Annotated in this window: 9 protein-coding genes; 3 read left to right on the top strand and 6 right to left on the bottom strand. The window is 54.8% G+C overall.

All coding sequences use genetic code 11. The features are described 5' to 3' along the window. Positions 1-58: 58 nt before the first annotated feature. Together bapA and smpB are read right to left on the bottom strand one after the other, a co-directional pair. Complete coding sequence (gene bapA / locus AC3G3F_RS18670) at positions 59-11,533, bottom strand: biofilm-associated protein BapA (protein WP_488395521.1); 11,475 nt, start codon at positions 11,531-11,533, stop codon at positions 59-61. 620 nt (positions 11,534-12,153) lie between these two features. Further along, positions 12,154-12,636: an SsrA-binding protein SmpB gene (smpB, locus tag AC3G3F_RS18665; RefSeq protein WP_001518569.1), complete on the bottom strand. Its 483-nt coding sequence runs from the start codon at positions 12,634-12,636 to the stop codon at positions 12,154-12,156. Between the two features lie 188 nt (positions 12,637-12,824). Here smpB and AC3G3F_RS18660 point away from each other — a divergent pair, with 188 nt between their 5' ends. Both AC3G3F_RS18660 and AC3G3F_RS18655 read left to right on the top strand, forming a co-directional pair. Continuing rightward, positions 12,825-13,262, top strand: a complete 438-nt coding sequence (locus AC3G3F_RS18660; protein WP_001543334.1) for a type II toxin-antitoxin system RatA family toxin — start codon at positions 12,825-12,827, stop codon at positions 13,260-13,262. Further along, positions 13,252-13,542 (top strand): RnfH family protein, encoded by a 291-nt coding sequence (locus AC3G3F_RS18655; protein ID WP_053508972.1) that lies wholly within the window; start codon positions 13,252-13,254, stop codon positions 13,540-13,542. Before AC3G3F_RS18660 ends, AC3G3F_RS18655 begins: the two co-directional genes overlap by 11 nt. A 165-nt stretch (positions 13,543-13,707) precedes the next feature. Here AC3G3F_RS18655 and bamE read toward each other — a convergent pair whose 3' ends face one another. From bamE to nadK, 3 genes are all read right to left on the bottom strand, one after another. Next, positions 13,708-14,046 carry an outer membrane protein assembly factor BamE gene (gene bamE / locus AC3G3F_RS18650; protein WP_001203442.1) on the bottom strand — a complete coding sequence of 113 codons (339 nt, stop codon included), beginning with the start codon at positions 14,044-14,046 and terminating at the stop codon, positions 13,708-13,710. Positions 14,047-14,195: 149 nt separating this feature from the next. After that, complete coding sequence (gene recN, locus AC3G3F_RS18645; protein WP_053508971.1) at positions 14,196-15,857, bottom strand: DNA repair protein RecN; 1,662 nt, start codon at positions 15,855-15,857, stop codon at positions 14,196-14,198. 85 nt (positions 15,858-15,942) lie between these two features. Continuing rightward, complete coding sequence (gene nadK / locus AC3G3F_RS18640) at positions 15,943-16,821, bottom strand: NAD(+) kinase (RefSeq protein ID WP_053508969.1); 879 nt, start codon at positions 16,819-16,821, stop codon at positions 15,943-15,945. Between the two features lie 123 nt (positions 16,822-16,944). Here nadK and grpE point away from each other — a divergent pair, with 123 nt between their 5' ends. Further along, on the top strand, positions 16,945-17,538 hold the full coding sequence (grpE, locus tag AC3G3F_RS18635; protein WP_023180624.1) for a nucleotide exchange factor GrpE: 594 nt from the start codon (positions 16,945-16,947) through the stop codon (positions 17,536-17,538). 60 nt (positions 17,539-17,598) lie between these two features. Here grpE and AC3G3F_RS18630 read toward each other — a convergent pair whose 3' ends face one another. Further along, positions 17,599-18,885, bottom strand: a complete 1,287-nt coding sequence (locus AC3G3F_RS18630; RefSeq protein WP_127624524.1) for an HlyC/CorC family transporter — start codon at positions 18,883-18,885, stop codon at positions 17,599-17,601. Positions 18,886-18,893: the final 8 nt, after the last annotated feature.

Below are 18,893 nucleotides of genomic sequence, written 5' to 3'. Positions count from 1 at the left end.
CCCTTTTAAATATCACAGCTTGTTGCCCCGAACGTCGTAGCGTCCGGGGCTTTTTTCATCAACCGCCGGTGATCAGGTGGTTGTTCTGCAACAGATCATTTAGCGTGAACTGCACATTCTCCAGAGTGACAAGGTCAGTTGATTTAAACGCGCTGCCGGCACCGTCGCGATCGACGGATATCACCGTATTGGCGCCGCTGATATGAACCTGAACAAAGTTACCCAGCGTCGCCGCCTGGTGATCCCAGCCGGTCAGTAGTTCGTGAATATCGATCTTATCGCCCTGCGCGGTGGAGAAGTTTTGCCAGCGATCGGCGCCGTTACCGCCGGTCGCGTCCGCGCCGTTTAACAGGTGGTAAATCAGCGTATCGCCATAGGCGGAGCCGATGAGAACATCGTTTTGGTTGGTACTGACGATTTGCGGTGCCATATCAATGGTCAATGTGGCGCTATCCGTATGACCCATCTTGTCATCCAGTTGATAGGTAAAGACCTCTTTACTGGTGATGGACGACATCGCGACGCCATTATTCAGGGTGTAGGTGTAGGCGCCATCGAGGTTAATTTGCAATGTGCCGTAATGTCCCTGAATTGTAGCGCTGGTGGTATTCGCTGCGGCGTCCAGCGTAGCGGCGCTGCCGTTATACCCGCTAATGCTCAGGCGGGTATTCACCGTATTAAGCTGATCCATCGCCCCCGCCGCATCGCTGCCGTCAAAAATATTGCCGAGAACGGTATGCGTTCCGGACGTTTCAAAATTATCCAGATCGACGGTGGTGCCGATGACGCGTGGTGTGATCGTCGCCGCCCCGGCCAGGGTATTGGTGCCAGTGAAGTTAAGCGTGTACGTTCCTGCATCCAGCTCCAGGCCGCTCAGGTTGACGGTCACCGTCGCGCCACCCAGCGTGATATTCGCCACCGGAACGGTTCCGTTGCGTATGACGGTCCCGTTCTCCTGAATGGCCCAGCTAATATTCAGATTGCCCAGCGTAATGAGCGTGGAGACATCAAAGACCAGTGATGCGCCTTTAAGCACGGTCCCCGTTGCAACGTCAAAGGTGCCGCTCCCGCTGCCCGATTTGCCGAGTAGTCCCCAACTGGCGCTGCCGACGCTGGCGTCCAGCCAGGCGGCGGTGTCCTGAAGCGTGGCGACGCTAAGGGTATCGCTGACATCATTAATCGCATCCAGCGCCCTGGCGGTTGGCGTGATATTGAGCGAGGCCGTATCGGTATCGCCGTTTGGCGCTTTGACCGTATAAATAAAGCTGTCCGGCGTTTTAATGCTGTCGGCGCCGACACCGTTCTTCAACGTGTAGGTATAGTTGCCTCTTGCGTCAATGGTGAGCGTGCCATACAGCCCGTTTACCTCCGTCGTGCCGGTCGCAGAAATCGCCACGCCGTTCACTTCAGTGAGGAGGGCGTTGGAAGGGGCGACATCATTGGTCAGCACGTTGCCGGTGGTGTTGGCGGTGATACTGTCAACGGCATAGGTGTGATCCTGGGAAATCGCCAACGTATAGCCAGTGAGGACGCTAATGCCGCTGGCGGTATTCAGCACGAACAGGTATTCGCCGCCAGGCAACGTCAGGGTCAGCGGCTGGGACTGTCCGGCTAACAGCAGGGTGTTAATCCAGCCCTTTTGCACCCGGAACTGCTCATATTGCTGAATGGCATCGTTGAAGCGATAAACGTACAGATCGAACGTGGAGACCAGTGAGACGCCACCGACGGTTCCCTGTAACGTCATGGTTCGCGTAGCGCCTTCTTCAACGTTAAAGATGATCGGATTAGCCATATCATCAAGCAGATTCGCGTTCAGTACATTACCAAGTCCGACGCTTAATACCGTGACGCCGCTTTGTGTCGAGGGACCGTTGTTGACGTAGCTAACGTGGGTATCAAAGACCAGAGAGGCGTTATTGTCTGTCGCCACCACGCTGCTCGCTACAGGCGCGGGACCCAGATTGATAACCAATTGCGCGGCGCTGCTACCGACGCCATTCTGGGTGATGGTGTAGGTGAAGCTCTCTTTATGTCCATATCCTGCCGTAGGGTTAGTCAGAGTGTAGGTGTAACTGCCATCCTGATTAATGTGCAGCGTGCCGTATTGCCCCTGAATATCCACGCCGCCCGCGCCGACCAGCGTACTGACGCCGTTGGCGTTGGTGATGGCGGTGACCGTAGTGCCCGTCGGTGCGGTATCATCGGCCATGACGTTGCCAGTACTACTCGTTGGCCCGCTAATAATACCCGCGCTGGTCTGGTGTACATCGACATCCAGGCTGGTATACGACCCGGTGGCGAGCAGACTGGTGTTATAAGTGAGTACCCGGTACTGGCCTTCGCTCAGTCCGCTCAGGTTCAGGGTGACGCCGCTCCCGGTCAGGGTAAGCAAGTTCGCGAAGTCGCCAACGGCGGTGTTGACGATCGTCGTCCAGGCGCCGAGGCTGGTGTCGTAGCGCTGTACCACAATCTCCTGAGTGCTGAGAAGCGAAAGCACGATTCCCGTTGCGGCGGCATCGATGGTTACGTCTCCCGTACCACCTTCAGCAATGGTGAACTCAACCTGAGCGGTATCGTTACCCAGAACCGAGGCGACATTGCCAAGCGCGCCAACCAGCAGCAGGCCGTAATCCGAATAGTTTTGCGTACTGGTAGTGGCGGTAGAGGTCAGATCAAGGCTGGTGATATTATCCCTTGCCGCCAGCGGCAGAACCGGCGCGGTAATGCCTAACGTGCCGGAGGCGTTACCCGCAGCGTCAGTCGCCGTCACGTTAATGAGTTGACCTTCAATTTGTTTTGTCGGCAAGGTAAGAGACCATGCGCCGTTGCTGCCGGCGGTGGTGGTGAGCGTCACGCCGCCCGCCAGCGTGACGGTTACGATGCTGTTTGCCTCTGCCAGTCCGGAAAGTGAACCGCCATCGGTGCTGAGCGTACCTGACGGTGTTCCGGGCGCCAGCGTATCGACAATCACCGTCGCGGCGGTGGAGACGCTGCCTGTTCCGTTGGCGTTAGTCGCGGTGGCGGTGAAGGCGTGGCTGCCTTCGGTCAAATTGCCTGTCGGGGTAAAGCTCCAGTTTCCGCTGGCGTTCGCCGTGGTGGTGCCGAGCAGCGCCCCGTTGTTATAAATATTCACCGTGGCGCCCGCCTGAGCGGTACCATTCAATGTGGGTTGTGCGTCATTAGTGACCTGACCATTAGCGATAGCGCCGGTATAAATACCCACATCATCCACTACGTTGGTGATGATCGGCGCTTCCGGTACGCGCGTATCGGGCGCGGTAAATCCGGCGGCAATACCCGTGTTGCCTGCTTTATCCTGGGCAAATGCCAGCAGCGGCTGACCGTTGGTCTGCGCGGGCGTGAGTGTGGCGGTGAAGCTGCCTGTACCGTCGGCGATGGCGGTTCCCAGTACCACACCAGTATCAGAGGTAATTGTCACCGTACTACCCGCTTCCGCGGTGCCCGTCACGCGATTACCGATAGCATTGATGACCAGGTTGCCGGGCGCGCCGGGCGCAATGGTATCCACGATAATCGTTGTCGATGGCGAAGCGGCGCTAACGTTGCCAGCCGCATCGGCGGCGCTAACGCGATAGGCGTGACTTCCCTGGCCGAGCGCGGCGGTTGGCGTCCAGCTCCAGTTGCCGCTGGCATTGGCGTTCACGGTCGCGACCAGCGCGCCATTATCGAAGATACTTACCGCGCTGTTGGCTTCCGCGGTACCGTTGAGCGTCGGCTGTGTGTCATTGGTCGATTGTCCATTGCCAATGGCGCCGGTATTGTTCGGTACATCATCAACGATGCTGGTTATAAGCGGAACCGTTGGCGCAAGGGTATCGACCACTATAGTAAAATCGCTGGTTGCCGGGCTAATATTGCCTGCCGGGTCGGTGGCGGTCACTGTTAACGTACGCGTGCCGTCGCTTAACCCTGTAGTCGGCGTGAAGCTCCACGCGCCGTCCGCGTTAGCCGAGGTAACGCCAAGCAGAGTGCCGCCGTCATAAATACTGACCACGCTGCCCGCTTCGGCAGTACCGTTCAGAGTAGGGCGGTTATCATTGGTTATCTGACCATTAGCGAGATTTCCTGTTACCCCACCCGCTACGTCATCCACCACGGACGTCAGGATCGGCGTCTGCGGCGCGGTGGTATCGACCGTCAGGGTGAAGGCTGTACTGTTCGGGCTGTTGTTTCCGGCGGCATCGGTGGCGACGGCGGTGATGACGTGCGTTCCGCTTGCCAGCGTTGAGGTGGAGACGCTCCATGCGCCGCCAGGCTGAGCCGTTGTCGTGCCAATGACCGTACCATTTTCATAGAGCGTGATCGTGGCGCCGGCTTCTGCGGTGCCGCTGAAGATTGGCGTAGGATCGTTGGTACTTTGGCCGTTCGCGATTGTGCCGAGGCCTGGCGCCTGATCGTCACTGACTGACGTGATTACCGGCGCCAGCGGCGGCGTGGTATCGACGACGAAATTAACGCTGTCCGAAACGGGGCTGGCGTTGCCTGCGGCATCAACAGCAATGACGGTAATTACATGGTTTCCCGTCGCCAGAGAGGCGTTGGGCGTGTAGCGCCAACTACTGCTATTGTCGGCGGGAATTTCAGCCAGCAGCGTGCCGTTATCGTAGAGACGAATAGTTGTGTTGGCTTCACGGGTGCCGCTAATGACAGGGCGCGCCTCGTCGGTGATCTGCCCTGAACTCAGATTGCCGGTAATGGGTCCCGTACCGTCGTAAACCGTGTCAATAACAGGCGCGGCGGGAGCCGTGGTATCAATAGTGAACGAGCGTGTTTCGGACGCGGCGCTGGTATTGCCGGCCGCATCGGTTGCTGTCGCCGTCAGGTTCCAGACACCCGCACCCAGGGAGGTAGACGGTGTAAAGCTCCAGCTACCGTTGGACTGAACTTGCGCCGTGCCGACCAGCGCGCTGCCATTATAAATCGAGAGGGTTGCACCCGCCTCACCGGTACCCGAGAGCGTCGGTCGGGTTTCGTTCGTCGAGCCGCCATTGGGGACGATGCCCGTTACCGGTGCCGTATTGTCTGCCACGCTGGCGATAACCGGCGCGGCGGGCGGTGTAGCGTCAATCGTCAGCACAAATCCGCTGGACACCGCGCTGCTATTACCCGCCGGATCGGTGGCGCTAAGGGTGAGCGTGTGGTTGCCGTTTGCAAGCGGCGTCTGCGGTGTGAAACTCCACGTGCCGTCGCTATTCACCGTCGTTGTACCGATGGACGTTGGATTACCGTCAAGATAGACATTAATCGTCGCGCCAGCCTCTCCGCGCCCGTTCAGGGTGGGCGTCGCATCGTTCGTTAGCTGCCCGCTGACCAGGTTGCCGGTAATGCCGGGCTGGTCATCCACGACGGAGGTGAGAATCGGGCTCGCGGGAGGCGTAATATCGACCACGATCGTCCACGGCGCGGAGACAGCGCTGGTATTGCCCGCCGGATCGGTAGCGCTAACCGTCAGATTATGGCTTCCCTCTGACAAATTGCCGGACACCGGGAAGGTCCAGCTACCGTTTTCGCCTACCAGAGCTGTGCCAAGCGGCGTACCGTTGTCAAAAATGGTGATTGTCGCGCCAGGTTCGCCAGTTCCGTTCAGTATTGGCTGCCGATCGTCGGTTGATTGCCCCGGTAACACCGGGACGGTTGGTTGATTGTTATCGTCAATCACGGAGGTGATAACCGGTACATCTGGCGCCTGCGCATCAATGTTCAGCGTAAAGCCATCAGAAGGCTGGCCGCTATTGCCGGCGGGATCGGTCGCCACGGCGGTGAATAGATGGGTGTTGCTCTCCAGCGGCGCGTTCGGGGTGAAGCGCCAGTTACCGCTTTGATCTACCGTGGCGGAACCGATTTCTACGCCGTTATCCAGAATGCGGATCGTGGCGCCAGCTTCTCCCGTCCCGTTGAGCGTCGGGCGTGAATCATTGGTGAGCGCGCCGTTAACCAGCGTACCGATCACGCCGGGGACATCATCCGTTGCGCTGGTAATAACCGGTTGCGCCGGCGCGCTAAGATCGATAGTGATCCCGACCGGTGCGGACAGGCCGCCCTGGCCCTGCGCATTGGTTGCCTGGACGGTGAAGTTATGTGCGCTTTCGCTTAATGGCGTAGCGATCTCAAAGATCCAGTTCCCGCTGGCGTCAACGGTGGCAAAGCCTGCCGAATCGCCATCAATGAAGACTTCAACGGTAGAGCCGATATCGGTGGTTCCGCGCAGCGTCGGCGTGGTGTCGTCCGTGGCGCCGCCCGCCGCAATATTCCCCTGTACGCTCCCGACATTATCTTCAATCGCAGTGATGGTCGGGACGGTGGGCAGACCGCTGTCGGAGGCGAGGAAATCCGCAGCCGGGCCGTTATTCCCCGCGCGATCGATAGCGATCGCCGTTAGCGTACCGCCATCGGTTTGCGCCGGACTGAGCGTGACGGCGAATTCACCAGTGCTATTAGCGACAGCGCTGCCGACCAGGGTGCCATCGGCATTACGAATTTCAACGGTCGCGTAAGGATCGGCAAGTCCGGCGACGCGCGTACCATCGTCAGCCACCGTCTGGACTGTTGGCGCGGGCGGGGCGGTGACGTCCACGGTAATGGTGATCGGCTGGGTTTGCGCCGTGGTATTTCCAGCGCCGTCAGTCGCGCTGAAGGTTAGCGCATGACTGGCTTCTGACAATACTGGCGTATTGAATGTCCAGTTTCCGTCGATAACAAGCGCCGTACCGATTTCTGCGCCATTGTCGTAAATCGTGACGATGCTGCCGTTTTCGCCGCTGCCGTTGATAGTCAGCGTCCGATCGTTAGTAAAGGCGCCATCGGTTAATGGCCCGGTCACTGGCGCAACATCGTCGAGGATTTCGTTAACGACGGGCGGCTGCAACGGTACGGTATCGATGGTGAAGGTAAAGCTGTTCGATACGCCGCTGCTGTTTCCGGCGGCATCGGCGGCAATGGCGGTCAGGGTGTAGACGCCATCCGGCAACGCGCTGGTCACCGGCAGCGTCCAGGTGCCGGTCTCATCGACGGTGACGACGCCTAAAACGCTGCTGCCGTTATAGAGCGTAATTACGCTGCCGATGTCGCCAGTGCCGTGAATGACTGGCGTATTGTCGTCAGTGGTTGCGCCGCTGACAATATTATCCTGTACATCGCCGACGTTATCTTCGGCAAAAGTGATAACCGGATTTGCGGGCGCAGTCGTGTCTACCGCAAAAGTGACTGAGGCGGAAGGTGGACTGATATTGCCCGCTACATCGGTTTCCGTGACGGTAATGATATAGGTTCCTGGCGTCAGTGCCGCAGGCGTAAAGTTCCAGCTTCCGTTATCGCTTACCGTTGTGCGGCCAATTTCACTGCCATTATTGTAGAGAATAATCGTGCTGCCGATCTCTCCCGTGCCGCTGAAGGTCGGCGTGGTGTCGTTCGTTGCACCATTATTGCCGATGTTGCCGATAACCGGCGCGACGTTATCACTGATCAGCGGCGCGTCAGGCTGCGCTGGAGGCAGGGTATCAAGCGTGACGGAGAAGACACCGGAGGTCGGGCTACTATTGCCCGCGGCATCCGTGGCAGTGGCCGTCAGTACGTTTAACCCTTCGCTAAGATTACTGGTTAGCGGATAGGTCCAGCTACCCTGTGGATTGACCTGGACGGTATCCAGTACAGCCCCGTTGTTGTACAGGGTGATGATGGCGCCGGGTTCGCCGGTGCCGCTGAGGGTCGGCATACGCTGATTGGTAATACTGCCGTTTGCCAGCAACACCTCGCCTTCTCCGCCTGCGATAGCGGCTGACACGATCTGCGGCGCATCCGGTGCCTGGGTATCTACGCGTAGGGTAAAGCTGATGGATTCGGGGCTTTCGTTCCCCGCCGGATCGTTGGCGCGAGCAGTCAGAAGGTGGGTGCCGTCGCCCAGTGCGGCAGGCGGTGTAAACTGCCAGCGACCGTCCGCGCCGACCAACGCCTGACCTATAGCATTGCCGTTATCGTAAAGGATGATTGTGTCGCCTGCGGTGCCGCTACCGCTCAACCGGGGCCGGGATTCCTGGGTAATCTGATTGGTATCAATCGTATTTCCGTCGCCGTCAGCCACGCCGATAACGCCGGGTGCGGCAGGGGCCTGAGTATCAATGGTAATCGTAAAATCGGCGGAAAAAGGCGTGGTGTTGCCGTTACTGTCGCTGGCCGTCACGGTAAAGGTGTAGGTGTTGTCCGCCAGTGGCGAGGCCGTGGTGTAGGCGTAGCTCCAGACGCCGGAATTACCGACGATAATATCGGCCATCCGGGTACCGTTCTGATACAGGTGTACTGTGGAGCCCGGTTCACCTGTACCGTTAATCGTTGGCGTGCTGTCGTTAGTGAGCCCCAGATGCGCGACGCTACCGAGAATACCCGGCGCATCATCTGTAATGAAGGTGATTACCGGCTGCTGCGGCGATTGCGTATCGACCACCAGGTCGAATGAAGCGGCTGGACTTGCATTGCCTTTAGCGTCGGTTGCGATTACGGTTAGTCGATGCGCGCCTTCGCCTAAATTTTGCGACGGCGTAAACGTCCAGCCGCCGTTGGGCTGTAGCGTGGCGAGTCCCAGCGAAACGCCGTTATCAAAGACTTCGACGCGCGCGCCAGCCTCCGCCGTACCGCTAAGGGTGGGGCGGTTGTCGTTGGTGGTTTGTCCGTTAACCAGTGGCCCGGTAATACTTTCAACATCGTCCAGCACCTGAGTGATAATGGGCTTATCCGGGGCGGTGATATCGGGCGCTTGCGCTGTGGTTGGCGGGCTGACGTTGTTGGCGTTGTCGGTGGCGGTGACGGTAACCTGTTCGCCGTTCGTCTGTGCGGGGACGAGGGGAAGGGTAAAATGACCTTCGCTATCTACTTTTCCGCTACCGAGCGGCGTGCCGTCCGGCGTGGTGATCGTAATGGAGCTACCCGGTTCGGCGGTGCCGCTGATACTGGCGCCATCCTCACTAATTACCACGTTTTTCGGCATTTCCGGCGCGGTACTGTCCGGCGCGATGACCGTCGCGGCGGCGCTTTCGTTGTTCGCTATATCGGTGGCGGTAGCGATAAGCGCCTGGCCGTTAGTTTGCGCCGTATTCAGCGGAACGATAAATTGTCCACTGCCGTTAGCGACGGCGCTGCCAAGTATGGTATTGCTACTGTCGCGGATAGTGACCGTTGCCCCGGCTTCCGCCTGACCGCTTACGGACAGACCGTCGGTCGCCACAATAAGGCCGTCCGGTGCTGCAGGCGCAGTTTTATCCGGTGCGCTCAGAGTTTCTACCGGACCGCTATTCGCGGCTTTATCGGTAACGCTAATGCTTAATGTTTCACCGTTAATTTTCGCCGGGCTAATACCTATTGAGAAGGTGCCGTCGTCGCCTGCCGTTCCTCTACCGAGCGTATTTCCCTGGCTGTCTTTGATAACCACCGTGCTGCCAGCTTCCGTGGTGCCGGTGAGTCTGTCGCCGACGTCGCTAACCGCCAGGTTTTCCAGCACTGGCGGCTGCGTGTCGATATCAATGGTAAAGGAGACGGACTGCCCGCTGGTGCCGCGATCGTTTGTCGCGGTAGCGGTGAAGACATGGTCGCCATCGGGAAGCGCAAGCGAGGGGGTAAAGCTCCATTTGCCGTCAGCATCAGCGACAATGGGCGGAAGGGTCGGTACAGGAAAGCCGTTATCGTTAATCGATATCGTACTGCCTGGTTCGGCAGTACCGCTGAGGGTTGGACGGTTATCATCCGTGGCATCGCCATTTTTCAACAGCCCGGTAACGGTGCCAGCGTCATCCGTCACGGTAAGGATAATCGGTTGGGCAGGATACTGTGAATCAGAAGCGGTAAATTCTGTGGCGGGGCCGATGTTACCGACGGCGTCCTGAATACGCGCTTCCAGGCGCTCGCCGTGGGTCTGGGCCGGATTCAGCGTGATGCTGAATTGGTTATTTTCTCCGGTAATCGTGGAGCCCAGGTAATTTCCCGCCGGGTCATAGATCGACACGGTACTGCCAGCTTCAGCGGTACCGCTAACGGTTGTGCCGTCTTTCGCGACATTATCAATGGTAGCGGCGTCAGGCGGCGTAGTGTCCACAATGATAGTAGGCGTTGTGGTCACGTTGCTCACGTTTCCGGCTTTGTCGATCTGTTCGACGGTAAAGGTATGTTCGCCATCGCTTAACGGCGTAGTCGGCGTAAAGGTCCAGCGTCCATTTTCGTCTACGATAGCGCTGCCGATAACGGTTGATCCTTCTTTTATCGTGATGGTATTGCCTGCCTCTCCCTGCCCGGAAAATAGCGGTTTTGCCTCGTCAGTTCGGTCATTATTCTGTAGCGGCCCGGTGAGCAAACCGGTGTTATCGGCAATCAGTTCAACGAGTGGGGCATCGGGGCTGAGTGTGTCGATAGTCAGCGTAAAGCTGGCTGATTCGCTACTTTCGCCTTTAACATTAGTTGTAATGGCGGTGAAACGATTTTCTCCGTCTGCTAGCGCGCCGGGAATGGCAAAACGCCAGCTTCCGCTGGTATCAACCGTTGTTGAGCCTATTTCCTGACCATTGGCGTAAATATGGATGACTGCGCCTGCGCTGCCGGTTCCCTCCAGAGTGGGGGTATTATCGTTCGTAAACTGGTTATTGCTCAGCGTGCCGGTGAGTGGAGCGGCATCGTCGATAGCGGCGGTGATAACAGGTGTATCGGGGAGAGGAATGTTGGGCGCATCGATGGTTGCGGATGGGCCTGTATTGCCGGCATCGTCAGTAGCGGTCACGGTAAGTTGTTCGCCGCTAAGCTGTGGCGCGGTCAGATCAATACTAAATTTACCGTCGCTATCCGCTTTGCCCTCGCCAACGACGTTGCCTGAAGGATCTTTGATCGTAATGGTACTGCCCGCTTCGGCCTCGCCGCTCACCGTTTTTCCGTCCGCTGAAATCAATAATTCGCTGGGAGCGAGAGGCGGCGTAGTATCTACAGGATTACTGCTACCTGGATTATTGCCGTTGGGGTTACTGCCGCCGGGATTGCTGTTATCAGGGGGATTACCGTCAGGATTGGTGTTATCGGGAGGCGGATTATCGCCATCCGAATGATGATGAGAATCGCCGCCGCCGGAAGACGCGATAGCGGCAATGCCGCCAGCCGCCACCGCGCCAGCCAGTACCCACGGCCAAACGGCGCCTCCTGCTTCATGGGAAGCGCCAGAAGTGACCAGCAGCTCATTAATATCAGCGATTTGTTCAAAATGTAGCCCCGCTTGCGGATTTTCCACCCACCATAACGTGCCATCGTTTTCCGCCAGTACCAACTGGCTTGCGCCCAGATCGTTGGTAACGTAAAAGTTTTTAATCGTGATCGTTTCGCCGGAATGGAGCGTCACCACCAGATCCTGATTAATGCGCGTAAGTTGACTAATTTCATCCCGGGCCACTGATAATTTAACAATTGAAGGCGCGTTAAGAGTGACCGCTGAGGATTCCACAGTCATGGAGACGCCAGTCAATTTCGAAACCACGGCGAGTAGACGCATAAATTAGCTCCTGATGGATTTGCTCTGTGTATTAATTAACGGGCACGACGTTCAGGGCAAAATGCGTAGACGAGCCTTCCCGTTCACCGTGAGAGATGAATTTCCGTAGCCATATTCTTTTTTATGAGCGTAGGTGAAGGTGTAGTTTTCTCGCCGAATAACCCTTTGTTTTTTGTGCCTGACTAGTGCTTTCGTATTAGATGATATAGTCAGAAAAAAACTTTTCTGCAAATTAAGATCTATTGATAGAAATGTTAGTGCGTCTGAAATATAACGAAGTTTGTGTTAAGGCGGGGAGGGTAGGCTAACAACTAAAGATAATTTTTTATTTATGTTTATGTTTTATAATTACTTTTTATTTTTTCTTGTTTTTGTTTTTTAACATAAAAGCAATACCTTTTGTGAAGGTATTCAACGATAATAAATTTTAAAAAAATCATTTGAAATGTTGCGTTATTAGGCTACAAACCTTTTTTAAAAACAAAGAATATATTCTTAATGAAATGTGGTATTTATTGTTCTTGATAAGTACCAGACGCAGAGAATATATTTTCGGCACATTAATTAGATATGAATATTGACCAGCTTCATACTGAGAGGCTGGTCACAAAAAATGTCTATTATCGGCCTGCATTTTTCATAATGCGTGCTTTATCCAGTTGCCACTCACGTTCTTTAAGGTCGGAACGTTTATCATGCTGTTTTTTACCTTTCGCCACGCCGATCTTCACTTTGCACCAGGCATTTTTCCAGTACAGAGAAAGCGCGACGACAGTATAACCTTCACGATTAATACGGCCATACAGCGAATCCAGCTCACGCTGATTTAACAACAGTTTGCGGGTTCGGGTTGGGTCGCATACGACATGTGTAGAGGCCACCGCCATCGGCGTAAAGTTTGCGCCAAACAGCCAGGCCTCGCCATCTTTGAGGATAACGTAGCTGTCGCCGATATTCGCTTTTCCTGCGCGCAGAGATTTTACTTCCCAGCCTTGCAGGGCGAGACCAGCCTCGAACTCTTCTTCGATAAAGTATTCGTGCCGGGCGCGCTTATTCAGCGCGATGGTGGCTGAGCCCGGTTTATGTGCTTTTTTCTTCGTCATAAGTGTCGTGAATTCATAGGTAATCTGATATCGAAAACACCCCATTGCGTCCTGACGAGGTGCAAAAATCTATCTTAGCATGAGTTGGGCTATGCACGCACAATTAAGGCATGACGGTTGGGGACAGCATTTTTTTTACTCGCTGATAAGTGGTATTATTTACACGATTTATGTTGATGGGAATTGCTATGCCTCAGATTAGTCGGACTGCTTTAGTCCCCTACAGTGCGGAACAGATGTATCAGTTAGTGAATGACGTTCAATCGTATCCCCAGTTTTTGCCTGGGTGTGTTGGCAGTCGTGTCCTGGAATCATCGCCAGCACAGATGACGGCGGCTGTTGACGTATCGAAGGCGGGTATCAGCAAAACGTTTACGACGCGTAATCAGCTAACGCGTAACCAGAGCATTCTGATGCATCTGGTTGATGGTCCCTTTAAGAAGTTGATCGGCGGCTGGAAATTTACCCCGCTCAGCCCCGAGGCGTGCCGTATTGAGTTTCAGCTTGATTTTGAGTTTACTAATAAACTCATTGAGCTGGCGTTTGGTCGTGTATTCAAAGAGTTAGCGTCCAACATGGTGCAGGCTTTTACGGTCCGTGCCAAAGAGGTTTACCGTGCCGGATAAACTTATAGTTGAAGTGGCTTATGCGCTGCCGGAAAAGCAGTATTTGCAGCGCGTAATGCTGGAAGAGGGTGCGACGGTCGAAGAGGCGATTCGCGCTTCCGGCTTGCTGGAATTGCGCACGGATATCGATCTGGCGAAAAATAAAGTGGGTATCTACAGTCGCCCGGTAAAACTCACCGATACGGTGCAGGATGGCGATCGGGTTGAAATTTACCGTCCCTTAATCGCAGATCCAAAGGCATTACGCCGCCAGCGCGCCGAAAAATCGGCTGGCAGATAATTAGCCTCTTTTGTCGGATAACGGTGTGAAAGCCGTACCTGGCCTGAAGCGCAGGTGTGTCTGTAAGCCAGATAAGGGTAGCGCCATCAGGCAAACTCGTACCGAATGGCGGGGAAGAGTTTTGCAGGCCTGATGAACGTAACGTCATCAGGCGATATCACAAGATTACTTCGTCAACGCCGGTTTGTTATCAATATTCGTTAACACGCCGCTGCTGTTAAAGGTGAGCGTCAGAGTCTGCTGCGTCACGTTCTCATGTCCTGGCTGCTGGCGGAAAACATAAAACCAGGTGTTCGTACCAAAAGGATCGGACATCATCGGCGTGCCTAAAGCATACGCCACCTGTTGTTGCGTCATACCAACACGCACTTTGGCAACATCCGTAGGTGTAAGATAGTTCCCCTGATTGATGTCAGGTCGGTAAACCACTCGCTCCAGAGTGGAACAGCCTGCGGTCAACATCAGGAGTACTGCTGCGGCAGCAGTCAGCGTTTTACAGCGCATAGTGATTGGGTTCCTTTTCGGGCCTGAGCAGTACGTGGCTCATATGTAATATGCCGATGATAATAGACCTTTCATCACTTTAAAACCTTTTGCTGTCGGGTCTTACGGCGTTTTTGTTGTGAACTCAGACCTTCGGGAGATAAAAAAGTTTACGCTGCCAGCAGTTCTTTTGCGTTTGCCAGCGTATTACGCGTAACTTCACTTCCTCCCAACAGGCGGGCCAGTTCCTGTAAACGCGCACGTTTATCTAAAGGCTGCATATGTGTTTCGGTCATTGCCCCGTCCGTTTCTTTACTCACAAAGAAGTGCTGGTGACCGCACCCGGCGACCTGTGGCAGGTGAGTGACGCACATCACCTGGGTGGATTCGCCAAGCTGACGCAGGAGCTTACCGACCACGGCGGCGGTTGGGCCGCTGATGCCAACATCGACTTCGTCAAAAATCAGCGCCGGCGTTTCCATTTTGCGCGCGGTAATCACCTGAATAGCCAGCGCAATGCGCGACAGTTCACCGCCAGATGCTACTTTAGCAATAGGTTGTAGCGGCTGACCTGGGTTTGTAGTCACTTTAAACTCCACGCGATCGGCGCCGTCGTTGCTCAGATGATGCTCATCAAACTTCACATCGATAGTAAACAGACCGTGCGGCATCGAAAGTAAATGCATACTTTCAGTGATCAACTGCCCCAGTTCCTGGGCGTAAAGCAGGCGTTGTTGATGCAGCGCTTGCGCCGTTTCCAGCGCCTGTTGGTGATGCTTATTGACCGCCAGCGTCAGAGTTTCCAGCGAATCGGCCTGATCGTCGAGCTGCTGCTGTTCTTCGAGCAGTGACTGATAAAGCTGCGGCAGCGCTTCCGGGCTGACGTGATGTTTTCGCGCCAGCGAAATTTGTTTAGCGATGCGCTGTTCAAGCTCAAACAGGCGATTAGGGTCTAAATCCAGACGCTCGCAATAGTGGCGCAATTCATCGCTGGCTTCGGTGAGTTGGATAGTGGCCTCTTCCAGCATATCCAGGATGCCGGAAAGCTTGCTGTCCATACCCACCAGCTCGCTGACCAGTTGTTTTGCGCTATATAACTGGCTTTGCAGGTTAACGTCTTCGCCGTCCGCGAGTAGCGCCAGAGCGTTCTGGCTGGTCGTAAGCAACTGCCCACTGTTAGCCAGCCGTTTGTACTCTTCGTCAATTTGCTCGAATTCGCCAGCCTGCGGGGTAAAGTCGTTCAACTCTTTTAACTGATATTGCAGCAGTTCCGCGCGTGCGGCGCGTTCCTGGCTTTGTTGCTGGTGATGGGCGAGATCGCGGCAGCTTTGATGCCATAATTGGTAGTGGGCGGCCATCTGCTGCGCTAAAGCGGATTCGTTAGCATAGCTATCCAGCAGCGATTTTTGCTGTTCGGGTTTGGTAAGCTGCTGGTGCGCATGTTGACCATGAATTTGAATCAGCAACTGACCGAGCTCACGCAATTGAGACAGGGGCACAGCGGTGCCGTTAATAAATCCCCGTGAGCGACCATCGCTGCTGATGACGCGGCGAAGCAGGCATTCGCGCCCTTCTTCAAGCTGGTTTTCTTCCAGCCAGCGCAATGCCGCAGGCGTGTCTTTCAGAGAAAAGCGGGCGCACAAATCGGCGCGGGTCGCTCCGGTACGGACCATATCGGCCTCAGCGCGACCGCCCAGACACAGGCCCAGGGCGTCAATCGCAATAGATTTGCCCGCGCCGGTTTCACCGGTGATGACGGTCATTCCGCTCTGAAAATCGATCTCAAGCTCACGAACGATAGCAAAATTGCTGATGGTCAGTTGCGCCAACATAGCTGTTTTCCTGTATGAAAAACCATAACTGTAATTAAATACAGTATAAACTGGTTTTTTATACAGTAAAGAGGCTGACGTAAAATTAGAATAATTTTTTTGACCAGCCGAGCTTTGTGCTTAATGTATTGAAATAGCTATAATCTTTGGGATGTATCAGGTTGAGATGGTAGTCGCAGCGGCGAATCAGCACATCTTCTCCTTCCTGAATAGGCAGCGCTATCTGGCTGTCGCAGCTAATTTCCAGATCGCTACGGCGATGCGAAAAACGCAGACGAATCGTGCTACTGCTGTTAATGACTAACGGGCGCGCCGACAAGGTATGCGGGAACATCGGCACCAGGGTGATCGCATCCAGTGAAGGGGTCAGAATAGGGCCGCCTGCGGAGAGCGAATAGGCGGTGGAGCCGGTCGGCGTAGAGATGATCAGACCATCAGATCGCTGCGAAAAAGCGAAGGTTTCATCAATATAAACCTCGAACTCGATCATATGCGCCACTTTTCCTGGATGCAGTACTACTTCATTAATGGCGGTGCTGATACGCTTTTGGCAATCCTGTTGACAGACCTGCGCTTCCAGCAGAAAACGTTTCTCGGAGATATAGCGTCCTTCCAGCACATCGGATAACTGTTGCAGGGCGTTGTCCGGATCGAGATCGGTCAGAAAACCAAGATTACCGCGGTTAATGCCAATCACATTGATGTCATAACGCGCCAGCGTACGCGCTGCGCCAAGCATATTGCCGTCGCCGCCCACGACTACCGCCAGATCCGCCTGTTGACCAATTTCCGCCAGCGTGCCGGTTGGCACATTTTTCAACTGTAATTCGTGGGCGATTTGTTGCTCCACAATGACCTCATAACCCTGAGCGCATAGCCAGCGGTAGAGCATTTCATGTGTCGTGAGTGCGGTGGGATGACGCGGATGCCCCACAATGCCGATACACTTGAAATGATTATTCATTTTTCTGAGGTCCTTGTAGCGAAGATTGATGACAATGTGAGTGCTTCCCTTGAAACCCTGAATCTGATCCCCATAATAAGCGAAGTTAGCGAGATGAATGCGAAAAAAAACGCGGAGAAATTCATGAGTAGTAAAGAACAGAAAACGCCTGAGGGGCAAGCCCCGGAAGAAATTATCATGGATCAGCACGAAGAGGTTGAGGCAGTTGAACCAAACGATTCTGCTGAGCAGGTGGATCCGCGCGATGAAAAAATTGCGAATCTGGAAGTTCAGCTTGCCGAAGCCCAGACTCGCGAACGCGACACCGTGTTGCGTATCAAAGCGGAAATGGAAAACCTGCGCCGTCGTACCGAACAGGATATCGAAAAAGCGCATAAATTCGCTCTGGAGAAGTTCGTCAACGAATTGCTGCCGGTAATCGATAGCCTGGATCGCGCGCTCGAAGTCGCCGACAAAGCCAATCCGGATATGGCGGCAATGGTCGAAGGGATTGAGCTGACGCTGAAGTCTATGCTGGATGTGGTGCGTAAGTTCGGCGTGGAAGTGATTGCTGAAACCAACGTGCCGCTGGACCCGAACGTGCATCAGGCGATTGCGATGGTGGAGTCGGAAGAGATTCCGGCAGGCAATGTGCTGGGTATTATGCAGAAAGGCTATACGCTGAACGGCCGTACCATTCGCGCGGCGATGGTAACTGTTGCGAAAGCCAAAGGCTAATTGCTTCTCGTAGCGCCGGGTAGCGGTTAACGCCTTACCCGGCCTACTATCGCTATCTGTTTATTCCGCCACGCTTTCCCGCAACGGTTTTACCGGTACAACCTTCACCTGCTTAATCATATTTTCCTGTACGTCGAGAATATCGATATCGTACTGTTCAATGCGCACGCGAGTGCCAGCGACCGGAATTTCCTCCAGCGCCTCCAGAATCACGCCATTGACGGTACGCGCGTCGTCTTCCGGCAGGTGCCAGTTAAACGCTTTATTGATTTCCCGGACGTTGGCGGTACCGTCAATAATAACCGAGCCGTCGTTCTGCGGCGTGACCTCTTCCGCCAGTGTCGGCGACATTGACGTGGTGAAGTCGCCGACGATCTCTTCGAGAATATCTTCAACGGTAACCAGCCCCTGGATATCGCCATATTCGTTGACGACCAGTCCGACTTTCTTTTTATTGCGCTGAAATTTAATCAGTTGCGTACTGAGCGGCGTACCTTCCGGGACGTAATAGATTTCATCGGCGGCGCGCAGCATCATCTCTTTAGTGAACTCTTTTTTCTCGGCCATTAACCGCCAGGCTTCACGTACGCGCAGCATACTGATGGCGTCATCCAGCGAATCGCGATAGAGCACAATACGTCCGTGCGGCGAGTGGGTAAGCTGCCGCTCGATAGACTTCCAGTCGTCATTGATATCGATCCCGATAATTTCATTACGCGGCACCATGATGTCATCCACGCTGACCTTTTCCAGATCGAGAACCGACAGCAGCATATCCTGATTGCGGCGAGAAATTTGCGAACGGGATTCATGCACGATAGTGCGTAATTCCTCTTTACTTAACGACCCGCTGACCACGATATCCGTTTTAATTCCCATCAGGCGCATCAGCAGGCGGGTGATGGTGTTAAGTAACCACACCAGCGGCATCATCAGTATCTGTAACGGCGCAAGCAGGAAGCTGCTGGGATAGGCCACTTTTTCCGGATAGAGCGCGGCGATAGTTTTGGGCAGGACTTCGGCGAATATCAGTACGACGAATGTCAGTACGCCGGTGGCGATAGCCACGCCGGCGTCGCCGTAAAGCCGCATACCCACAATTGTGCCGAGCGCCGAGGCAAGAATGTTGACCAGGTTATTGCCGATCAGCACCAGACTTATCAGTCGGTCGGGTTTACGCAGTAATTTTTCTACCCGTTTTGCCGAACGATTACCTTGCTTTGCCATATGGCGTAAACGGTAACGGTTTAGCGTCATCATTCCAGTTTCGGAACCGGAAAAATAGGCCGAGATGACCACCATGATGATTAATATGATAATCAGCGTGGTGGTGGAGATGTGTTCCAGGGGAAACT

The organism is Salmonella sp. FC25216, from assembly GCF_057751355.1.
This window is presented reverse-complemented; position numbering and strand designations above follow the sequence as displayed.